The sequence below is a fragment of the Methanobrevibacter sp. genome (assembly GCF_045114555.1).
Classification (GTDB): Archaea; Methanobacteriota; Methanobacteria; order Methanobacteriales; family Methanobacteriaceae; genus Methanobrevibacter.
This window is the reverse complement of the sequence record NZ_JBGUKT010000037.1, coordinates 63,822-86,499: the sequence shown is the minus strand read 5'-3', so window position 1 is coordinate 86,499 and position 22,678 is coordinate 63,822. Positions and strand designations below refer to the sequence as shown.

Annotated in this window: 13 protein-coding genes; 2 read left to right on the top strand and 11 right to left on the bottom strand. The window is 32.7% G+C overall.

All coding sequences use genetic code 11. From position 1 onward, the window contains the following. A partial coding sequence (gene hmd / locus ACJMLB_RS08890) for a 5,10-methenyltetrahydromethanopterin hydrogenase (protein WP_405325532.1) occupies positions 1–771 on the bottom strand: 771 nt, incomplete at its 3' end. Between the two features lie 574 nt (positions 772–1,345). On the opposite strand from hmd, the gene hmdC reads away from it, so the two are divergent. Beyond that, positions 1,346–2,854, top strand: coding sequence for a 5,10-methenyltetrahydromethanopterin hydrogenase cofactor biosynthesis protein HmdC (gene hmdC, locus ACJMLB_RS08885; RefSeq protein ID WP_405325529.1), 1,509 nt, complete (start codon positions 1,346–1,348; stop codon positions 2,852–2,854). A gap of 414 nt (positions 2,855–3,268) precedes the next feature. On the opposite strand, the gene ACJMLB_RS08880 is transcribed toward hmdC, so the two are convergent. The 7 genes from ACJMLB_RS08880 to ACJMLB_RS08850 all read right to left on the bottom strand — a co-directional run bounded on the left by ACJMLB_RS08880 (position 3,269) and on the right by ACJMLB_RS08850 (position 10,468). Continuing rightward, positions 3,269–4,453, bottom strand: coding sequence for a type II secretion system F family protein (locus ACJMLB_RS08880; protein ID WP_405325526.1), 1,185 nt, complete (start codon positions 4,451–4,453; stop codon positions 3,269–3,271). Between the two features lie 121 nt (positions 4,454–4,574). Then, on the bottom strand, positions 4,575–6,017 hold the full coding sequence (locus ACJMLB_RS08875) for a CpaF family protein (RefSeq protein WP_405325523.1): 1,443 nt from the start codon (positions 6,015–6,017) through the stop codon (positions 4,575–4,577). Positions 6,018–6,090: 73 nt separating this feature from the next. Continuing rightward, complete coding sequence (locus ACJMLB_RS08870) at positions 6,091–7,341, bottom strand: tripartite tricarboxylate transporter permease (RefSeq protein WP_405325520.1); 1,251 nt, start codon at positions 7,339–7,341, stop codon at positions 6,091–6,093. A 355-nt stretch (positions 7,342–7,696) separates the two neighbouring features. Then, entirely contained in the window at positions 7,697–8,761 is a 1,065-nt protein-coding gene (locus tag ACJMLB_RS08865; RefSeq protein WP_295608164.1) for an NAD(P)-dependent alcohol dehydrogenase, read from the bottom strand. 369 nt (positions 8,762–9,130) lie between these two features. Beyond that, the gene (locus ACJMLB_RS08860; RefSeq protein WP_405325517.1) at positions 9,131–9,400 is read right to left on the bottom strand and encodes an elongation factor 1-beta; all 270 of its coding nucleotides are present in this window, start codon (positions 9,398–9,400) and stop codon (positions 9,131–9,133) included. Positions 9,401–9,497: 97 nt separating this feature from the next. Further along, entirely contained in the window at positions 9,498–9,659 is a 162-nt protein-coding gene (locus ACJMLB_RS08855; protein WP_295608168.1) for a zinc finger domain-containing protein, read from the bottom strand. Positions 9,660–9,811: 152 nt separating this feature from the next. Next, complete coding sequence (locus tag ACJMLB_RS08850; protein WP_405325536.1) at positions 9,812–10,468, bottom strand: delta 1-pyrroline-5-carboxylate synthetase; 657 nt, start codon at positions 10,466–10,468, stop codon at positions 9,812–9,814. Positions 10,469–10,680: 212 nt separating this feature from the next. Here ACJMLB_RS08850 and ACJMLB_RS08845 point away from each other — a divergent pair, with 212 nt between their 5' ends. Next, entirely contained in the window at positions 10,681–11,724 is a 1,044-nt protein-coding gene (locus tag ACJMLB_RS08845; protein WP_405325514.1) for an acyltransferase, read from the top strand. A gap of 78 nt (positions 11,725–11,802) precedes the next feature. On the opposite strand, the gene ACJMLB_RS08840 is transcribed toward ACJMLB_RS08845, so the two are convergent. The 3 genes from ACJMLB_RS08840 to ACJMLB_RS08830 all read right to left on the bottom strand — a co-directional run bounded on the left by ACJMLB_RS08840 (position 11,803) and on the right by ACJMLB_RS08830 (position 22,498). Next, the gene (locus ACJMLB_RS08840; protein WP_405325511.1) at positions 11,803–12,666 is read right to left on the bottom strand and encodes an alpha/beta hydrolase fold domain-containing protein; all 864 of its coding nucleotides are present in this window, start codon (positions 12,664–12,666) and stop codon (positions 11,803–11,805) included. A gap of 90 nt (positions 12,667–12,756) precedes the next feature. Then, positions 12,757–14,487 (bottom strand): MATE family efflux transporter, encoded by a 1,731-nt coding sequence (locus ACJMLB_RS08835; protein ID WP_405325508.1) that lies wholly within the window; start codon positions 14,485–14,487, stop codon positions 12,757–12,759. A gap of 172 nt (positions 14,488–14,659) precedes the next feature. Continuing rightward, positions 14,660–22,498, bottom strand: a complete 7,839-nt coding sequence (locus tag ACJMLB_RS08830; RefSeq protein ID WP_405325505.1) for an amino acid adenylation domain-containing protein — start codon at positions 22,496–22,498, stop codon at positions 14,660–14,662. Positions 22,499–22,678: the final 180 nt, after the last annotated feature.

The window sequence follows — 22,678 nt, the reverse complement described above, 5'->3', positions numbered from 1 at the left end:
GTAGGTAATTGCGGTAACTGCGGAACACATATCACATACAGGACCTACCATGTTTGCAGGTAAGGTGAATGCGGATCCTCTTGCTTTGGTACCTAAATCTTTTAAAGTTTCGATAGCTGCTGCATCAGCAAATCCTTCTGCAATGTAAACTTGACCTTTCATTTCAGGTACTGCACCTGGGTGGTAGGAAGCTACATTTACGTTTTTACCTAAGTCTTCGAAGATTTTGTTTAAGCTAGGAGTTGGAATGGTACATGCGTGGGTTACAATAGCGCCGTCTTTAATTACATCAGCGAATTTTTCGATGATAGCAGGTTGCATACCTCCTTCTGGTAACCAGGTCATGATCCAGTCAGCATCAGCTACTGCTTCACGGTCATCAGTGGTACATTTCATACCTAAGTCTTCTGGGTGAGTGAAGTGAATAGCACCAGCAGCTGGTTTAGGTACAGTTTCAGCTAATTCTCCTACTTTTGCTCTGATTGCAGGCATTACATCTTCAGGGTTTCCAGCTTTGTGAGCTGCGATTACTTCTGCATAGTCAAAGTCTTCCACTACAGTGAATTCACCATCGAATACAGGGTCAGCTACAACAACTTCGTCTACTCCTGCTAATTCTAAAAGTTCTGCACCCATTTCAATGGTAGAGTGGGTCATTGAAATGTTTTCTTTTCCAGTTGCTTCTGCAACTTCACAAGCTCTAGAAAAATTTGTAATTCCACTAGCTGCGTGAGTTCTGTAACAGCCAGCACCTAAAATTGCTACTTTCATTTTTAAATATCTCCTTTATATTTTACCACTTTGCTTAAAAATTTTAATCTTAAATCGCATCACCAATTCTATTAATGGAATTAAACTTTGTTAAATTAGGGAAAATATATGAAATCATGTTTGAAAACATGATTTTTTGATTATTTAAAGTTTTAAAAGCCCATTAAAAACTATTAATCGCCTATGCAAATTTAGCTAAAAAACTAAAATTACAAGCAAGTAATACTTAAATGAATTTTTTAAGATTTTAGTAATACTAATTTACAAAGTAGTAATAATAAATATATTGTAATACATATTTAAAATTATTTATTACTCTTTGAGCCATATGAAACTAAAAGTAATACTGCCAAGAGAATAATCGAAAAAACACCAAAAAGAGTTAAAAAATAACAAAATTTTTATATTATAGAAAAATTAAATAAAAAAATAGCAATAGTAATAAAATTTTATATAAAAGTATTACTTTTTTATATGTTTTCTAGATTTTTGTAATAATGCCTAGAAAAATTTAATAAAATCAAAAATTTTTAAAAAAGATACATACTGAAAAGACTCAAAATTGAGGGAAAAAATGTACGAACTTATTAAGGAATCAATTAATAGTGACGAAAGCGCTTTGGAATTAGCAAAAGCTGAAAAAGATGTAGTGGCAGTTGTGGACGCAATATCCGATTTAAGTTTTGAAGACACAATGAAACTTGGAACCCGTTTTAAGAAGTTCCCTATTGGATGTGACTTAACTGAAGTTGTGGTTGGAACCTGTGCATCAGATTTGGAAAAGATGGAACTGTTCGGCAACTGCATGCTAGCTAACATGATAGGGGCACCAATACACATTTGCGCATACGCATTTTCAGACATTGCAGAGAAATATGGTCAAAGAGGAGTAGAGATAATGGAAGAAGTCTATAACATCACTGACGTCCCATTGGATCTTGACCATTTCGGAAAATACGGTGCAATGAGGTTCCCTAAGCACATTGTAGGATGTGGAGGAGACTGCTATAACAAAGGCCCAAGCTTTACAGAGTGTCCAAGAGGAAGGATACATGAAAGATTGATTGACAAGGAAAAGGCAGAACTTGAAGATAAGGAAAAATGGGTTCAATTATCATCATCTGTTGCAATCAACTTAAGCAGCGAACAATGTAATGACGGACATGCTGCACCTCTTGAAGAAGCTGAAGATTTGGCAAACCTTGCAAAAAAATATGGAAAAGGACTGGAAGCAATCATGTTTGTTGGTGATGGATATGATGAATTGATTACTGGATTTACAAAAGCAATTGAAATGGGAGTGGATGTCTTTGTAATCGAAGGAGGACCATTCAACAGATGTGAAAACACAAATGAAAGCTTTGCAAAGGCAATAGCTATGAGCAGAATTCTATGCCCTGGAAAAGTTGTCGCCACCAATGGAGCTTATGAAAGCGAATGCAGAGCAGGACTTAGATCTGGATTGAATGTAATCATTACCGGTTTTCCAAAAAATCACCATGGATACATGTGCGGTTTTGAACCAGGAACTGCAAGAAGAGGCAAATTTGGTCTTCCAAGAGTGATAAAAATTATGAATGAGGAGATTCAAGGTGGACCAACAAGAGTGCCAGTTCAAAGAGAAGAATTGCTAGCACTTACCCATGCAGTTAAACTAGCGGGACCAGAGAACATTTATCCAAAGACAATTGGTTCATTTTCAATAGGTGATGCACATTGGGCAACAATACAAAACTCTAAGATGTATAAAGAAATGAATTTGCCAAAAACATTAGCTGAAATTGCAAATAGTATAAATGGAAACATCGTTTCACTCCACGGAGGAAGATTCGTTTCTTGGCTTGTTGCAAAGGAATTGGATAAGCAAGGAATAGATGAAATCATCATAACTGACAGCAACCCATGGATTGAAAGAGTCACTGCAAATAACTTGCAGGAAGAATTGAATGCTTCAGTTCATATAGGACATTGCAATGATAGGGATTCTGGATATATTGCAAAAGAATCCATTATCACTACAACAATCCCAAAAATACATAATGTGATTAAAGAAAAAATACCACATGCTATAAACATAATTTAGGATTGCAAACCAATAAAACAAAAATATAAAAAAGTGTGAAAAAATCAATTGTAATACAAATTTGAAAAAAAATATTAAAAAAGTAATACTTTTTTAGAAAAAAGTAATAAAGTTTTTATATGAAAAATAATATAATAAGATATGTGTTTAAAGAGAACTATTTTTTAAACTATATCGCTCAAATTAAAAATAAAAAAATATCTCTTTAAACTATAAGAACAATGTGTCACCTAAAACAAAACATTGTTCTTATTTATACTCATCAAAATTTTTAATTTATAAAACAAACAAAATAAGCCAAAACCAATTTTCTTCCTCCTTATCACTTTATTTTAAAAATTTAATCCACCTAACCAAACATCATTAAATCAGCGCATATCATTAATTTCCACATAAAATAAATCAGCAAAAAAATCATATTTTAGGCTCTAATTTTTTTATCGCAAACCCTAAAAAGACAATTATCATAGGGAAAAATACAGAATAAAGAACCAATATCAAATCACCAGGAACCAAATCGCCAATCACTACAGATGCTGCAAGAAGCATTGTCAAAAGAATGACTGGAGCTAAAATAGCTAAAAAGGTATAGATCATAACAAATGCATTCAGTTTTTCACTATACTCCTTCAATTTCATTCTAATGTCAAAGTTAACGTCATCTGCAATAATGCTTAATGAATTGGATAAGTTCGCTCCGATTCTCAAACTTGTTAGAATCTCATATATCGTTCTTGACAATGCCTTTGAATCAACTCTTTTTTCAAGATTCAAAAATGCATTTTCTGTACTTTCCCCGTATTTGATCTCTTCAAGAACTCTTGAAAACTCTAAAGACAAAATGCCATAATCAGAACTTGCAACAGAATCCAAGGAATCAAACAAGCTTCTGCCAGACCTAAGTTCAGTAGCCAATTGCCTTAATGCATATGGAAGTTCCTTTGAAAATGAAGCATAATCGTTTTGCTTTTTAATCTTAGGATAATAAAATATTGAAAGTGCAATCAATAAAATGGAAATGAAAATAGCTAAACCTAATTCTAAAGATATGAAATAACTGATTAAAGCCACGATTAGTGTTAGAATAGAGAATGTCATTGCAATGATTCTTAAAATGGAATTAAAAAAATTAGATTCTTCAATTTGAATAAAATTGATATTTAGTAAAACTCCAATCAATTTTTCCTTAATAACTTCTAGAAAATTATCTTCATTTTGATCACTTCTATTTTCCATCGATTCATCACTTTCATAACTTGTACTTTTCAAACTACTGAAAATATTTTGAGAATCCTTAGATGAATTCAATCCATTTGAAGCGGATTCTTGCAAATATCTGTTTTCCAACTCTTCAAATAAGCTATCATTTTTTAAGAAATCATTTAACTTAAAAATCCCCTCATTAGTTAAATTGAACTCATCTTTAGAATTATTTTCTTCATTTAATCCATTATCATTATTATTATCATTATCCAAATTGCTTTTATTATGAAATTTATCTAAAATGAAAACAATGAAATCAATGACTTTTATGAAAAAACTGATTAATGCATCACTTAACTGAATAAAAAATTCATCAAAAATAACAATCACCATCATCTAAAAGTTAAGTAAAAAAATAAAGTAAAAAATTAAGTAAAAAATGAAAATAAAATTAACTATAAAAATATGAAAAATACGACCAATTAAAATAAAAATTTTATAAAAACCACCAATTTAATCAAAGACATATCTTATTTAACACATAGTCTGGATTGAGATAATAAGTTTCAAGAATTTTAGATATATCTTTTTGGGAAGATATCTTATTTTTGACTAAATAGTTCAAAACCAATTGTCTTTTTTTCCATTCCTCATTCAATTTAGAGATATGAACTCCCTTGAGATTAGCCATTTCCTCTAATGTTTTGCTGACTATGGTTAGGTTTTTGAATTCATCCCTTTCACTATCCCACTGGAACAATTTGCTCAATTGAATTGTTCCCTCTTCCATACCTGTAACTTCTGCAATCTCTGTAATTCTTCTGTATGAAATTCCATCGGATCTGTAGATTCTCTTTTCCATAATAATGAAATCAATCGATGAAACCATGATTTTAGGAACATTCATTGGTGCATTGGTAAGTCTTGTAATTGTCTCACGTGAATTGTTTGCATGCAATGTTCCAAAGCCTGAATGTCCTGTATTCAATGCAGTGAATAGTGTGATTGCCTCATTTCCCCTAACTTCTCCAACTATAATCCTGTCTGGCCTTTGCCTTAAGGCATTCTTGACCAAATCCTCAATTGTTATTTCCCCTTGATTTTCAATGTTTACAGTTCTTGCTTCCATTCTAATGATATGATTGTGTGGAATCTGAAGCTCCAAAGTGTCTTCAATTGTGATGATTCTCTCCATTGGATTGATGAAGATTGATAGTGCATTAAGAAGTGTTGTCTTTCCTGAACTTGTTCCACCTGATACAATGATGTTTGCAGGCTTTACTCCAAGTCCATCAACACATAGCCATAAGAATGAAGCCATTTCACTATTCAATGTGTTGTATCTAATCAAGTCAACAATAGTCAATGGGTCTTTCTTGAATTTACGAATGGTTATTGTAGGGCCATTTGCAGATAATGGAGGGATTGTTGCATTAACTCTTGAACCATTTGAAAGCCTTGCATCCAGAATGGGTGACTGCTGGTCTATTCTTCTGTTTGTTTCACGTGCTATTGAATCTATGATATTCGTTATCTTTTCCTCATCGTCAAAGAAGAGATCAGTTTCCATCATCCCATATGTTCTATGATAGACAAAAACCGGCTTATTTACACCAATGACCATTACCTCCTCTAGATTATCATCTTCAATCAATGCACTTAATTCACCATATCCAATAAGTTCCTTAAGCATATTCCTTGCCAAATTTTCCTTGTAATCATAATCAAATCTATTCTGCAACCTATTTTCCAAAAAACGGATGATGTCCTTTAATATCAGTTCCTCATTAAAGGAAGACATTTTTTCTGAAATTGCCAAATCTATAAGATTTTCCCTTAACTCTTCCAATATGAGCTTTTCCTCGTCTGAAAAGTTAAATTTCAAGACATTATATATAGGAATCAGATTATTATTAAAATCATCCCCAAAATTATCCTTATGGGTTGAATTCATTTCCATCAAATCACCAAATCATGTTAAAAACCATTTGAAATTAGTATAATTCAGATTATAAAACAATAATATGATTATTCTAAATGTACATCTGCATGTAAATTATAATCGCAGGCAATATTAGAACACCCATTAGATGTGATTTGCTTACCCCCAAATAATGTGGAAGCAAACCCATAGCAGTTGTAGTGATCAATGCAAGTGTAAGATATAAAATTGGCCCTTTGTAGATTATTGCAAAAGCGTACAAAATTGCAATCATCAATAAAATTACTGCTATTGAAAGCTTTTTATAATCTATTCCCTGCATGAGACTTGAAAAGCTGTCTCCTAATTTCAAACAGATCATCAAAGATATTGAAACTGCAATTAAAGAAGCAAAAGTGAATATCAATAGATGTGATAAAGTGAACTGTGAAATCAAATAGGACATATATACAGCAATTCCGCTCCGTGGATTACCAATCAAGTAAATAGCTATTAACGAGAAGAGAGTGTCTGAAGTATTTAATCCACTATTAGCTAATAGAAAGTTCTTTGTATCATCACTGTCATCACTTGTTCCACATGCCCCTTGTGCTATAATGCTTCCTTGAGCCGGACCAAATCCTGGTAAAAATCCTAAGATAGCTCCAGCAGTTCCACCTGCAAAGATGCTTTTGATTGCATCCATATCAATTTCCAAATCATAAAATCTGTTTTGATGGGGAATTGAAGAGCTATCATTTAAACTAAATAAAATTGTACTGATTCCAAACAAACCACTGAAGGTGCACATTAAAGAAATTCCTGAAGATATTGGGGTTTGAAGCATTATCCACCCTAATATACCGGATAAAACAAAAAGGAGGAGGGACCATAGAAAAGCAATATTTCCTGAACTTAATTTATGAATCATATATACCGATACTACAGTCAAGATAATCCATGTATATGGTTTGGATATTCCTTGTAGAAAGGGGAGTGCTACTGCAAAGAAAGGCATCATGATAATCACTACAAGAATAGCTCCAAACCCACCAACAGAAACTATGCGAATAGCTTCTTTAGATCTTCCTTCTAAAACCATCCTATGCCCTGGAAGGATAGATGTGGCAGTTCCTTCCTCTGGAACTCCAAGAAGCATTGATGGAACAAATTCGATTAGGGCATGGGCTATTGACATTGCAACAAAGATTACACATAAAAATTCTGCAGATATGTAATTCAATAGAAATGCGGAGGATGCAAACATTATGGCACCTGCAGTATTGACATGTATCCCTGGAACCATCCCTGTACAGGTTCCTATTCCAATGCCAATTAAACATGCCAAAACCAAATCGAACATATCTTTACACCATATTTATTTTGCTTATTTAAGCAGTTTCAATACAATACTTAATTTATAGGAACTTATATTTAAATTAATCAGTTAAAAATGGTTTAAATATTAAAATAAGATTGTAAAACAAGTATTACTATGAAAAATTGATTTTAAATTGAAAAATTAAAATAATAATGGAAATTATAATGAATTAGTAAAAAAGCATAGAAAAAATAGGTTTAAAATTAATACATTAACGAAAATAAATTAAAATAAAAAGTAAAAAAAGTAAAAGAACTAGATAAGAGAATTTACTCCCAACTAGTGATAAAAATTTTGGTCCAGGTTTTGCGTTGCCGAAGGCAACGGAAAAGCTGGGTTAATCATCTAAAATAACAGCTGGTTTAATTAAGTCACGTGGTTTGTCTCTCATTAAAATCATAGCTTCTTCGATGTCATCAAATTTGTCGAATTTGTGGGTGATTAATTTGGATGAGTCGAAACGGCCATATTCAACAAGATTTGCTAATTTTTCCATTCTTGCACGTCCACCAGGACATACTCCACCACGGATGGTTTTGTCAGCAAGTCCTTGACCCCATGAAAGACCATCAATAGGGATGGTTTCAATACCGTCATAGTGTAATACGTTACCGATAATACCACCGACTTTAAGTACGGATAAAGCTTCAGAGAGGGTGTCTTTTCCTCCTCCACCGATTACTACTTTGTCTACTCCTTTTCCATCTGTTAAGTCCATGATTTGGTCTACAGTGTTACCGTTGTGATAATCTACAATATCATGTGCACCATATTCTTTAGCTACTTTAATAGCTGCTGGACGACTTCCTACAGCAATAAGGTGGGAAGCACCCATAATTTGTGCTCCAGCGAGTGACATAAGTCCTACAGGACCGATACCGAAACAAGCTACTGTGTCACCAGGTTTAATTTCTGCAAGTTCTGCAGCATAGAAACCAGTAGTCATCATGTCTGAAATCATTACAGCTTGTTCTAAGCTTACATGTTCAGGCAAGTGTGCTAAGTTTGCGTCAGCTTGGTTTACATGGAATTGTTCTGCAAATACACCATGCTTGAAGGTTACAAAACTCATACCTGTACCCATACCGTAACAGTGTTGGGAGAATCCTTGTTCTGCTGGTACAGTTAACCAGTCAGGAGTGATAGCAGGTACAATTACACGGTCTCCAGGTTTGAAGTCTTTTACTTTGTCCCCTACTTTAACAACTTCAGCAGTAGCTTCGTGTCCTACTACACGGTTAGGTGCATCGCTCATGTATGCATGACCCCATACGATGTGTACGTCTGAAGTACATGGTGCCATAGCTAATGGTTTACAAATTGCGTCGTAAGGCCCACATTCATCGAGTTCAATGTCAACCCAGCCAAGTACGTCTTGTTCGATTCTTGCCAATCCTCTCATTTTTATATCTCCTAAAAAATTATATAAGATTGATCAATTCTGGTATAAGCTGGAAAATAATCATCTCTAATAATTAGTTTAGTTAACTAATTATTTAAATCTTTATAAAAAATTTTGAATACTATTCATAAAAATTATAATAAACCTGGTTAAACAATTAATAAAAATATGTATAATTGAATATTTTTTAAAAATTTTAAAAAATTATATATAAATTTCAATTATAATAATCAAAATATTACAAAGACATGAAATAAAAAATTAGATTAAACAAAGTAACAAATAAGGAAATTTTGAAAAAAAGTAATTTAAATAAAATAGTGAGTTAAAAAAAATTTAAAAAAAAGAAAAATAAGTGAATGAATTCACTTACATTAATCTTCTAGAATCAGTAATTTCTGCACTAGCTACATCAGCTAAAGCAATGATAGCGTCTTCAGTAGGTCCAGTTCCACCTTCACCGTCTTCAACGATGAATACAACATTTAAAGCCACTAAACCGAATGCAATAGGTTCTTCAGTAATTTCGTGTAATTCTGCATCTGCAGGCATTGCATCAGTGATTGCTGCTTTTAATGCTTCTAAATCTACTTCTGGGCTTTCAGGCATTACTTTTAAAGTGTTAACAACTTCTCCCATAATCATTCCTCCAATTAATTCTAGATAATTAATTAATCTAAATTTAATCTAAATTAAATTAATCTAAATACAATACTTAATTTATACCAAATCAAACTTATGGCCCTTCAAATCCACATTCGCATTTGTAAGAGTGACCGAAAGTACGGCAACTTTCACATCTTGCGATAGGTTTACCACATACAGGACAGTTGAATTGAACATAAGGTTCAATTAATGGTATTTCTTGTTTACAAGATTGACAGTTAATTTTTTCCATATATATCACCGAATATATTATAAATATTTTAATTTATTAATTTATAAACTTAATGATTAATCAGAATTTAAGCAGCTAATCTAAGAAACTGATTTAAGCCATTAAAACTTAAATTCATCTTAAGTTCACCTATGAATTAATAAAAAAGATGCTTATTCATTATGTATAAATGTATATTCAAAAGAATCCTCATTATTCTCATTATTCATAATAGACAGGACTCTCTCAGGATACTCTCCATTTACAACATAACAATCCAATCCATACTCAATTAATAAAGTAGGCAACATCAAGTCAATTGATGATTCATCAAAAGTCAGTAGTTTATTTACATCAATTTCATTGATCAATTCCGCCCCACTTAAGGATGGATCTTTTGTATATATACCATTTACATTTGTTGCTATTAAAAGCTTTGCATCCAAAAGGCTTGCAATGTAAGCTGCAATTGAATCACTTGTCACATCCCATGAATGTGCAAATGGATCGTTTTCCTTTAGGATATCGGAACAAATCATAATTGGTATCTTATTCAAGTCAGAAATACTTATCGCTTCTTCTATAGTATAGCTAATTTCTGTAAATGCTAATTTATCATTCAGCAATTTAACTAAGATGTCCATTGCATCAATAGCTGTTTCATGAGTTACATCCTCTGAGAATTCAATCTCATTATCGTATTTTCTAATTAGATTGGCAAACTCTCCTCCACCAATAACAAACAAGCAGTTTTCGCCTTCCAATGCATTAGCAAGTTCAATAGCTTTCTTTGGGAATAAACTTCCACCAATCTTAATAACCCATTCAATAATACTATCACAACTGAATGATTAATATTTTTAAAAATAAAATACTTATAAAAACAGCATTTATTAATTATTTATTTTTTACATTATATATAATTATGTTTTTTATTATATTCATTAATTATATTTTTCAATTTCAAATTTCAAATTTTAAAAAATAAATTATATATAGTCATCAATATAAAGATAAACATATAAATTTTGGAGAATGATTGATGAGTCAAAATAGAATAGAATGGATTGATCTTGTAAGGGCAATAGCTATTTTAACTGTTTTGTACATCCATGCAACTGATGGAATCTATATCATATCTTCTGATGCAATCATGAACTACACATTGTTTTCAAGGATATTTCAATTTGCATCTCTCTTTATTGGACGTATAGGAGTTCCATTCTTCCTGATGATTACAGGATACTTATTGCTTGACAGAGCGTATGACGATGAGAAAGTCCGTAGATTCTGGACTAAAAATTGTAAAGGTTTAATTATAGTAACCGTTATTTGGTCCTTAATTTATGCTATTAGCATTACATACGTTTCTCTTTTCAGTGCAAATGTCAATACAATAGAGGCAGGAAACCTATTCTTTAGCCATATGTGGTATATGCCAATGATTATTGGAATGTATCTTTCATTGCCATTTGTAGCAAGTGCTTTAAGCCATTATGAACCAAAAACAATCGAACAAGCTACAATAGTGTTCTCATTTTTAGCATTCCTATTGCCATTCATCTCATTATTATTTGATATGCAAGGAATAAAAAACATAAACATACAATTCTGTCTTGGTTTTAGTGGTGGAATCTATGGTATTTACATTATTTTAGGATGGCTAGTTAAAAAAGGACAATTTAAAAAGTATTCAAGCAATAAATTCAGATTGCTTGCAATAGTTTCATTTTTAATCTGTGTCCTCTTCCAATACTATGCATATATCAGAGGATATCCTTTCCTCTTATGGTATGAATTCCCATTTATCCTAACTGGATCACTTGCATTGTTTGAATTATGTTCCAGAAGGAAAAAAGTCAGAGGATTTAAAGGAGTTCAATTCTTATCTAAATACTCCTTTGCAGTGTTCTTAATACACAACCTATTTAGAATTCCACTGCTTCCGCTGGTTGTTTTCTTACCATTTACAGAACCAGTAAAAGCTATCATCCTTTGGATTTTATTAATAATATTCAGCTATGCGGCAGCTGCATTTATTTACAGAATCCCTAAATACGGTAAATTTATTTTATATATGAGATAATAGAGATAATATTTATTATCTCATTAAATTTTATTTTTAAAAAAACAGCTATTTTTAGAAAATATCCTTTTAAAGAAATTATTCAAACTCTTTTTTGATTTCTTTTAGAGCATCCCATGCCTCTGGAGATGGGAACAATGGATAAATGTGGAACATTCCGCTTCCTACAATCAAACGAGCATCCCCACCATTTTCTATCAATTTTTCATAATACCTTAAAATGTCTTTATAGAATATTTCATTGTCTCCTGAAAAAATAAGTGTTCTTGGCAAATGGGAATTGTCTCCAAATATAGGGCTAACTCTATAATCATGAGTATCCAAGTCTCCAGCCCATGCTTTTCCTATTTCCCTAAGTCCAATTTCACCTAGAATTGGATCTGAATCATTATCATAAGGAGGATTACTAAGTGTAATGTCAACCCAAGGGGAAAATACAACTATATTATTTGGCTGTGGAAGACCCATTCTTTTTAAATGCTCGCAAAATGATAAGACAAATCCTCCACCTGCAGAATCCCCCATTAAAGAAATGGTTTTGCCATTTTCCATCTTGGAAATTAGGGCCCCATATAAATCAGAGATTAATTCAAAGGTTTCATCACATGAATGCTTAGGAGCCAAAGGATAGACTGGAGCAATCACATAAGCCCCTAATTTTTTAGAAATGGCTAAACAGAATAAGTGGTGCTGATAGTTAATCTCATTTATAAAAGCCCCTCCATGAACAAAAAGAATCACTTTTTTAGCATTCCTATCTCCAAAAGTGAATACTTGAGTTCCTTTATACTCAATGCTTTTAAAGATACTTTTAGGAGATTTTTCATCAGCATTTAACCTCTCTTTTAATAAATCATTTATTTTATCTTGTGAGTCCATAAAATCTGATTTTAACAGCATTAAAATTTTCTCTTCAAATTTTGCAATAAATGATTTTGGCATGATTTTCTCCCCTATAAAAAAGAAATTAAAAAATAAAAAGTAATGAAAAAAGTATTGAGGATTAAAAAAAATAAAAATAGGGATGATTCCCTATTCATTTTTAATAGTAATTACAGTACTGTTCAATCCTAAAACTCTTGAATAATCTATTTTATGTGCTATCTTATTTAAAACACTTATGTTATCGAATTCAAGATTGTCATTTTCAATTACCGGATTGAAATCAATTCCTGTATCCTTTACTGAAATTAAAATGTTTTCCTCATTATCCCGGACAATAACATCAATGGCATCTACATCATCATTGATGTTAATGATATTTACAAGCATTTCCTCAATAGCTAAACCCACTAAAGCTGCGGATTTGTTTCCTGACAAATAATTTTGAACATCTTGAGCTAAGTTAACTGCTTCTTTAATTTCCCCTTTAATAGTATGCTCAAATACATGCTCCTCATCATTATGCTTATTAATGAAAAATCCGGAGAATACACCATCAGACTTTTTATTAATGTATCTTGAATAAGCAAATATGAACAATATTGTAATAAGTTCAGCTAAAGCAAATGAAATCCAAATTCCATTTCCTCTAAGGGGATATGACAAGATGAGCGCTAATGAGATAGGCAAGAGAAAACCTTCCAGCAATGAAATGATTGTAGACAATTTATTTTCCTGTATTGCTTGAGCATAGAAAGTGTACAAGAATGTAATTGCAGTCCCTACATAACTTATTGCAAATATTCTAAGTGCATTCAATACCACAGGAACATGTGCAGGATTCTTAACACTATATAAGTATAATAAAGTTTGTGGAGCGATTATAAATAACAAAGCCAATGCCAAGCTTGCAGCCAGAACTATTTTTAAAGATCTTTTTATTACATAATCCACTCCTGAATAATCCTCTTCCTTAAAGTAAACTGATACAATCGGAGACATAGTCTGTGCTGTTCCAATCAAAAAGATATATAATATGAATAAGCTGTTATAGCAAATGCTAAAAGCGACAAGCCCAGAATCTCCAATGACATAACCTAACAATATGTTTATGATGAATAACTTTAAAGTTAGGTATAATTGGGTGGATGAGGATGAAAATCCTGATTTTGCAATTTGCTTTATGTAAGATAAGAATGCATTAAGCTTCAATAATACAAATTCCAAAGTACGCTCCTTTTTAAAGAAGTAATATGAAATGAGTATTGAACCTACAATATAACCGGTTGTGGTTGCAAGTGCAGCACCGGAAAGTCCAATATTGAAAAAGTGAATGTAAATGAAGTCACAGCATATATTAACTATATTAGCTACCAATATTGCTCTAAAAGGCAATGTAGGAATACCATCAGCCCTTATAAAGTATGATAAACTCATCATATAACATAAAAATGGCATCCCTATAATCAATGCACTGAAATATTGGGTAACTTCCGGAATCAAAGATTGCTGTGATGCACATAGGAACTGTGCAATACTGCCTGAAAACAATAATCCGAAAATTGCAATCAGTATTCCAATTGACAGAAGTGAAATGATTGATACTGAAAAGTAACTGTTGCTTCCTTCCTCATCGAATTCCGCTTTTGCAACAGAACAAAGAACACTTCCTCCCAATCCAATCATCCAATAAATCAGATTTACAAATGTGATTACTGGGGCTACAATTTGGATTGGTGCAAGATTAGAAGCACCAATCAAGAAACTTACAATCAAACCATCAACAAACAGGCAAATGTTACCTGCCATTGATGTGAATATTGTTGGTAAGAAAAATTCAGAGAATTTCGCCCTTAATAAATTATAATTCCTCTCATACATCCTTTATACAACCTACACTACAAATAACTTAAACTTTAAATTAACTTTAACTTTAACTTTAAATTAACTTTAAATTTAAATTTAACTTAACTTTATCTTAAACTTAATTAGTTATCTTTACTTACTTATCTCTAAACACTATATAAATCCAAGTCACATTATTACCTGTTTCCTAAACACTGAAGAAGTCCAGATCATCCAAGTATTTCACAAAGTTATAGATATATTCTTCAGATACAAACGGCCATTTAATACCTAAACGATACAATGCTTGAATGGTGTATGCATTATCAACAGGCATCCAAATCTTCTTGACCTTTCCAGAACCTATTGAAGTGATTAAGCCAGAAACACCATCCTGTTTGCTTTTATCTGCAAGAGCTTCATCCAATGCATTCTCATAATCATTTTCTTCAGCAGGCTCAATATCCAATCCTAAAGGCTTGATGATGTCAATTATATCTCCAAAGCAAACGCTGTGATAGTCATATGGATGGAAAACAGTACATTCCTTAGGAGTTTTTGAAAGATTTACAATGGCTTTTGCAGTAATGTCAATCGGTGAAAATTCCACATTGTTCATAAGCATTGAATAAGGCATTTTACCAATTGTGACAAATGCTTTTAAACGATTAATGAATCCATTTGTCTCAAAGTTAATTTGGAATTCACTGTCAGAGCTTCTAGCCATTAAATTACCCACTCTCATAATCTTTACATCCAAATCATCATTCACTGCCGCTTCCAATACTGCACGTTCAGCTAGGAATTTGGAACTGAGATATTGGTTATCAACGGCTTGGCCAATGTATAAGTCATTTTCAGTGAATTTAACATCCACAGGAGGGTAATTGTTTATGCTTTCACCAGCAATACTGTAGGTGGATACCTGAACATATTTTGCATTTTTCATCTTTGCAAATTTAAGTCCATTGATTACACCACCAAGGTTAATGTCTTCAATGTCTGTTCCGGAGGAGAAGTGCTTTACATTAGCTGCACAGTTAATTACAGTATCAATCTTTTCAGGCATTAGCTTTTCAAAGTCTTCGAAACTTGTAATGTCTCCTTCAATTATATGTAGCCTTTCGCCAAATAGTTCCGCATATTCTTCTGAGAAATAATAGAACAGCAATGATTTTAATCTCTCTTCACCGCTTAATACCTTATTGGATCTTATGAAACAGTAAACGTCTCCACTTTCATTTTCAAGTATTTCACGTAACACATGTATTCCTAAAAATCCAGTGGCACCAGTGAGAAGAATATTGCCTAAGCTATCCTGAATATCTCCATTGATAATGGTTTCAAGCTTGTTTTTCTTAAGAAGTTCATTGATTTTTGAGTAATCATATGAAATCTCTGCCTTTTTCTCAACAGACTCATCGCTTAGGATAAATTCAGACAATGCTCTTGGGCTTGGGTTTGAGAAAACATCCCCATAACTTAAATTATAGTTCCTATTTAATGCTTCCATAGTAATTTTTGTAACCAAAAGGGATGTTCCGCCAATTTCAAAGAAATTGTCAGTAGCACTTACCTTATCAAGATTTAAGATTTCTGCAAATAAGTTTGCAAAGAATGCTTCAATGTCATTTTCAGGAGCTACATATTCTGTAATTAAAACAGGTTCAGGCAAGTTCCTTAAGTCTGTCTTACCATTTGCTGTTTGTGGCATTTCATCAAGTTCCATATAAACTGTTGGAACCATATAATAAACCAATTTCTCAGCAAGTGAAGCCTTTAAGTCATCAATGTCAATGGAATATCCGTTTTCTTCACGGTTTTCATCTTTGTAATCGTCATGAATAGTGAAGTAAGCGCATAAATGATCATTTCCTTTGATTTTGCGCACTACTACAGCAACAGACTTAATTCCAGGATATTTTGAAAGGCCAACTTCTATCTCACCTATTTCAATCCTCAAACCTCTAAGTTTAATTTGATTATCCATTCTTCCGAATACATAAAAATCACCATCTTCAGTGACTTTAACAAAGTCTCCTGAACGGTAGAACCGGATTCCATTGATAGTCTCATAAGCCTCTGCATTTTTCTCAGGACGGTTCAAGTATTCCCTTGAAACACCTTTACCTGCAATATAAAGCTCTCCAATAACATTTGGAGGCAATGGATTTGAATCAAAGTCCATAACCATTTCATGAACATTGAACAGTTCTTTTCCAATATGAATATCTGAACTTTCAAGCATTACACCATTACAGTAAACTGTTGTTTCAGTAGGCCCATACATGTTAAATAGCTTTCCATTGGAGTTTTCTGAAAGGAGTTCATATAATCTTGCAGAGAAAGGCTCTCCAGCATGAATATATACCTTAAATCCATACATTGTCTCTTGCATCGCTTCAATTTCCAAATACTGAAGCAAACGTGAAGGTGTTGCAATATAAACATTTGCCCCGCTTCTATGAATAAGGTCCATCATTTCTATAGGATCCTTGTATTCTGTGTCATTTGCAAATACCATTGGAACCCCATTCAATAGGGAACCCATCAATTCTTGCTGGAATACATCGAAAGCTACAGTTGTAGTGGACAATACCTTATAATCCTCTTTTTCAAGATTGTGAACCAATTCATAGGTACAGACATTTCTTGGGTCAGGATATACAAAGTTTGCAATGTTTCCATGCTCTAGAATTACTCCTTTTGGAAGACCTGTTGAACCGGAAGTGTAAATGAGATAGGCCATATTGTTAGCATGAACATCAGGTTCAGGGTTTGAAGTGTCTTCCTCATTAAGCAATTCATTAACATCCAATAGGTTTTCAGTATATTCAGATAAGTCAATACCTTTTTTCTCAATGACATCATCAACAATGATGAACTTTGACTGGCTGTCTGTTAAAACATGCTCAATTCTTTCAGAAGGATATTCTGAGTCTACAGGGATGAATGCGGCACCGGATTTCAATATACCGAATATTGATGCTATGACATTACTGTCCCTATTCAAGATGAACATCACCCTATCTTCAGGTCCGACACCTTTCTTGATAAGGCTATGAGCAATCCTGTTGGCTTTCTCATTTAATTCTGTGTATGTGAACTCTCCATCAGTTGCATATAAGATTACCCTATCAGAATGAAGTTCGACTTGATTTTCAAATATCTTGTTTAATCTTTCTTCAGGAATCTCATCATATGCCAAATCATCAACACCCCAATCATCATTTTCAATGATTGAAATGTCTTTCATCAATGTGCTTTCATCAAATGTTTGGAACTTATTTAGAACTATTGCTATGGAATCAAGGAATGTGTTGATAAGTGTAGGGGAATATAACTGATCATTGTATTCACAGAAAATCCTGTATTGATTGTCGACTTCAACAACATTAATGCTTATCTTAAATTTCAATCCTTCGTAGTCAATGGATTGCCTTTCGACATTCATTCCACCAATTTCAATGTCTTCAATGATTTTTCCATGATATGCATATAATATTTCCGGAGTGATGTCATATTGATTTGAAATTTCAGTTAATGGATAAGATGAATAAGTCAATACATTCAGCCATTCTCCATTAATGTACTCTAAGTATTCCTTAAGATTTGAATCAGAATTTAATTTCAATGCAAGAGGCAATGTTTTAACCATCATTGCTAAAGTTTTCTGTTGATTTGGATTGAATCTACCATTGGTTATTGTTGCAATCAATATGTTCCTATTATAAACAAACTTATTCAAGACAAATGAAACTGCTGCAAGGAATAAATTGTTTTGGCTGATGCTTGATTTTGAGCAGAAATCATCAATTGCATCCTTATCCATAAAAATGTCATCCATTGCAACCCTACCTTCAGATTCATCACCGTTAATGTCTTGGGCAATCACTGTTGCATCATCAAATTCTTTAATCTTATTGGAGAAGAATAATTCCGCTTCCTTATATAAGCTTGATTGCTCTGCTTTTGATTCATTCAATGAATATTCAAATCCATCCAGCTCTTCAAGCTCGTAATCCTTGCCATCATAGATTTTTGCTATTTCATCAAACAATATGTTTAATGAAGTTCCATCAACAATGATGTGGTGGAAATCAGCAAGAAGAATGGAATTTCCAATAATCTTGAATCTGAACAATGGACCTTCATCAAGCTTGAATGGCTTTACAAACTCCTCTTCAATTTTCTGGATTTCTTCAGGAGATCCATCCACAATCTCAATCAAATCATCAAGCTTTAAGCCGTCTCTCCTCTCTTGATAAACTTCACCATTATCCATCACTATTCTTGTTTTAAGGTATGGGTGATTTTCAATAGCTGTTATGATTGAGGATTTGAGCTTGTTTGCATCAATGCCCTTTTCAAACTCCATCTTCTTTGGAAGGTTATATGCAGTGTTTTCAGGGTCTTTAATACAGTCAAAGTAAACGCCAAGCTGATTGGAAGTCAATGGATACAATTCCTGAACATCAACGGATTCATTATCTTCAACTTTTATCTCAGATGCAATCTTCTCAATTGTCTTATATTTCAATATTTCAGTAACGTTTAGCTGGGCATTTAATTTGCTATAGATTGCAGAAGTCAACTTGATAACTGTCAATGAGGTCAAACCAATGCTAAACAAGTCTGTATTGACCCCAAACTCATTGATGTTTAGAATTTCTGAAACTATATCAAAGAGTTCCTTTTCAATGTCTGTTCTTGGTTTGATGAATTCATCAAAATCAATTTCAGGATCAGGCAAGTTCTTAAAGTCAGTTTTTCCATTAGGAGTCTTAGGGAATGCTTCAAGCTGAGTGTAATATGAAGGCACCATATACTCAGGCAATGAATCGATTAGGTGTTGTTTTAAATCATCCAAGTTAATATCAGAACTTGCAGTGAAATAAGCGCATAAATGTTCAACTGAATTGATTTTCTTAACCACTACCTTGGAAAGCGATACATTTTCATAATTTGCAATAGCCCCCTCAATTTCAGATAATTCAATTCTTAAACCTCTAAGCTTGATTTGAGTATCATTACGTCCTGCAACATACAATTCCCCATTTACATCCTTTTTACCTAAATCCCCAGTATTATAATAAGGGATGCCATTTAATGTCAAAAAGACCTTCTGGGTTTGCTCATCATTGTTTAGATAACCTCTTGCAATTCCGGCTCCACCTACATATATTTCACCAGTTATATAAGGTGGGAGTTGATTTCCATCAATATCCATTATTTTATCAACTACATTAAGCATTTTCCAACCTGCTGTAACCTCATTAGAGTCAATGAGCTTGTAATGTGAAGCGATAGTAACCTCTGTTGGACCATATGAGTTGTAGATATCCGCATTTGTGTATTTTGACAATCTGTCATATAATACTGGTGGGAAGCCCTCACCACCTACAATAATCACCTTGCATTTTCCAACAATTTCCTGAATCTCTTCAAGCTGCAAATATTCAAGCAATCTTGTAGGAGTTGAACCAAATCCTTCAGCACCAGTTTCCTTGAACAATCCCACCAATTCCAGAGGGTCAATCGCCTGTTCATCATTTGCAAAGACTACAGGCAATCCATTTAAGATTGTACCGAAGATTTCCCTTAAGAACACAATGAAAGAAACAGTGGAAATTGAGATGAACTTATTGCATTGATGGTTCAGTTCATAGATAGGGACGTTTTCCTTAACATTTGCAATATAGTTTGTAATTCCCTTATGAGTTATCATCACTCCTTTTGGCTTACCAGTTGAACCTGAAGTGTAGATTAGGAAACAGAGATTATCGGGACTTAATTCAATTTGAGGATTGGAATCATCTTCTTCCTTGAGCAATTCATCTACGTTTATCCTGTTTTCACCATCATAATCAATCTGGGAACTTGTTATTACAAATTTAGAATCACTATCATCTAGAATCTGATTTATCCTATTTTTCGGATAATTAGGATCAATTGGGATAAATGCCGCTCCTGCCTTGACAATTCCTAAAACAGCAGCTATCAAATCACTGTTTCTCCTCATCATAAACATGATCCTATCTTCTATGTTTACTCCTCTCTTAATTAAGCCATTAGCAATCCTATTTGCTTTTTTGTTTAACTCATCATAGGTGAGATTTGCATCTTCTGCATAGAGTATTGTTTTATCTGGATTTTCACTTGCAATATTTTCAAATACCTTGTTTACAATTCCCTCATTTGCAAGTTCAATTTCAAATCCTTCATCCAATTCGATTTCAGAACGTATGGAAATGTTTTTAAGCAATTCACCACTTAAAGCGAATCTATCCAATAGAACATCCATGGCATCCAAAAATGCACCCATCAGCTCTTCACTGTAAAATGATTCATCATAGCTGACGTTTATCTTTCCGCTTTCATAATTGAATACCAGTTTATAGTCTTTAGCATCATATTTGTCAATGAAAAATAGGATTTCACTTTCAAATCCTAATTTTCGATTATTTAAAAGAGGATAATCATTGTATTCCTCAAAACCTTTCTTGAAATCATCCAAATATTCCTCAACAGTTAAATCTGTATTGAAATGATACCCTGTTGCAACACGATTATAAGCGATTAGGATATCCTTTGAAAATGAAAATTTAGTGAGATTATACAAAAAGGCAGCTAAAAGGAATTTTTCCTTTGACATATGATATTGATTAGACAGGTTTTTCAATTTTTCAATATCTATTGACTTGGATATGATTTTAAATTGTTCCTTGTTGGAACTTACATCTGGTGAAATGCTTGTTGGATTATCAAAGGAATTGATTAGATTATTATAATAATTCTCCGCTTTGAAGAAATGTGACACCTTAACGTCATATTCCTTGCACTTTTTAGATGAGTCTTCCATAACCTGCCTTAATAAATCCTTCAATCCCACTGCTATAAATTCAATTTCACTTATCTTGAAGCATGCCTTGTCGTATTCAATGAATATAGACTGCAATCCTTTCTTATCTGAATAGTTCTTGTTTATTCTGAAGTGAAGTGGGAACTTGATGTCCTTTTGGAGTGTTAGGAATTTTGAATCATAATCTGTTGAATTTGAAACCATTGAAACCATTGAAATGCAATCAGGATCAATAGACATGTTCCTTAAGTCAGTTGTATATTCACTGAACTGTAATTTAGCATGAGACAAACCTTCCTTCAAAACAGCCTTTGAATATGCAATCAATTCATCAAAGCTTAAATCCTCATCATATTCCAATCTCAATGGAATGGTGTTTACAAACATTCCCAATGCGTCTTCCTGACCAAAATATCTTCCATGGACGGAAGTGTTCAATACCAAATCCTTAAATGACTCATTGTTACGTTTGGACTTTGCCAAGTATAAGAAATTGAGAGCCAATGCTGTGACAAATGGAGAATAATCAAATTTAGGAACATTATCAAAGAGAATTTCATAATGGCCAAATTCAGAATCATCAAATGAATACCAATCCATTGAATAATCCTTTAATTCATTTAACCAATAATCCTTATCATCCTTTGCTTCATCTGATTTTAAGTAATCAAGCTCTGCATTGACATAAGTTTCATAGGAATAATCGATTGGAACGAATTCCTCATTATTCTTTTTACAATCAATATACCTTTCGATTTCCTTTGGAACAATGGAAAAAAGGGAACTTCCATCAAGCAGGATATGCTGCACAACACCAATAAGCACAGTTGAAGATTCGGTTTTTATAACTGCCCATTTATATAATGGAGATTCAAAAACATCTTCAAAAGGATTGTCGAGATAATCTTTAATGAATTTATCCAAATCATCCTTTAAAACTTCAAAGGTTTCAACATTCACATCATCAATACTTGCAAAATATTGCTTGAAATCACCATCGTCCCCTTGTTTAATCTCTAAAGTCAAATAATTTCTAATGATCTCTTCAATAGCTGATTTTACATGCTCAAAATCATCTAAATCATAATCCTTTCTAAATTTAAGATAAAAAGAATCATTATTAGGATTGTTAATTTCTGAAAACAATAACATTTTCTGAGCTGAAGACAAGTCAAAATAACCCATAATTTCACCAAATGTCTAAATTCCTTTAAATTTTCATTATCAAAACTAATTGCATATGAAAGTAGATAAAACTTAATATTTTAATAAATATATATGTTAGATAAAATATATAAATTATAAATTAAGATTAAATTATATAATTACAAATTATATAAATAATATACATTAAAAAGATTATTG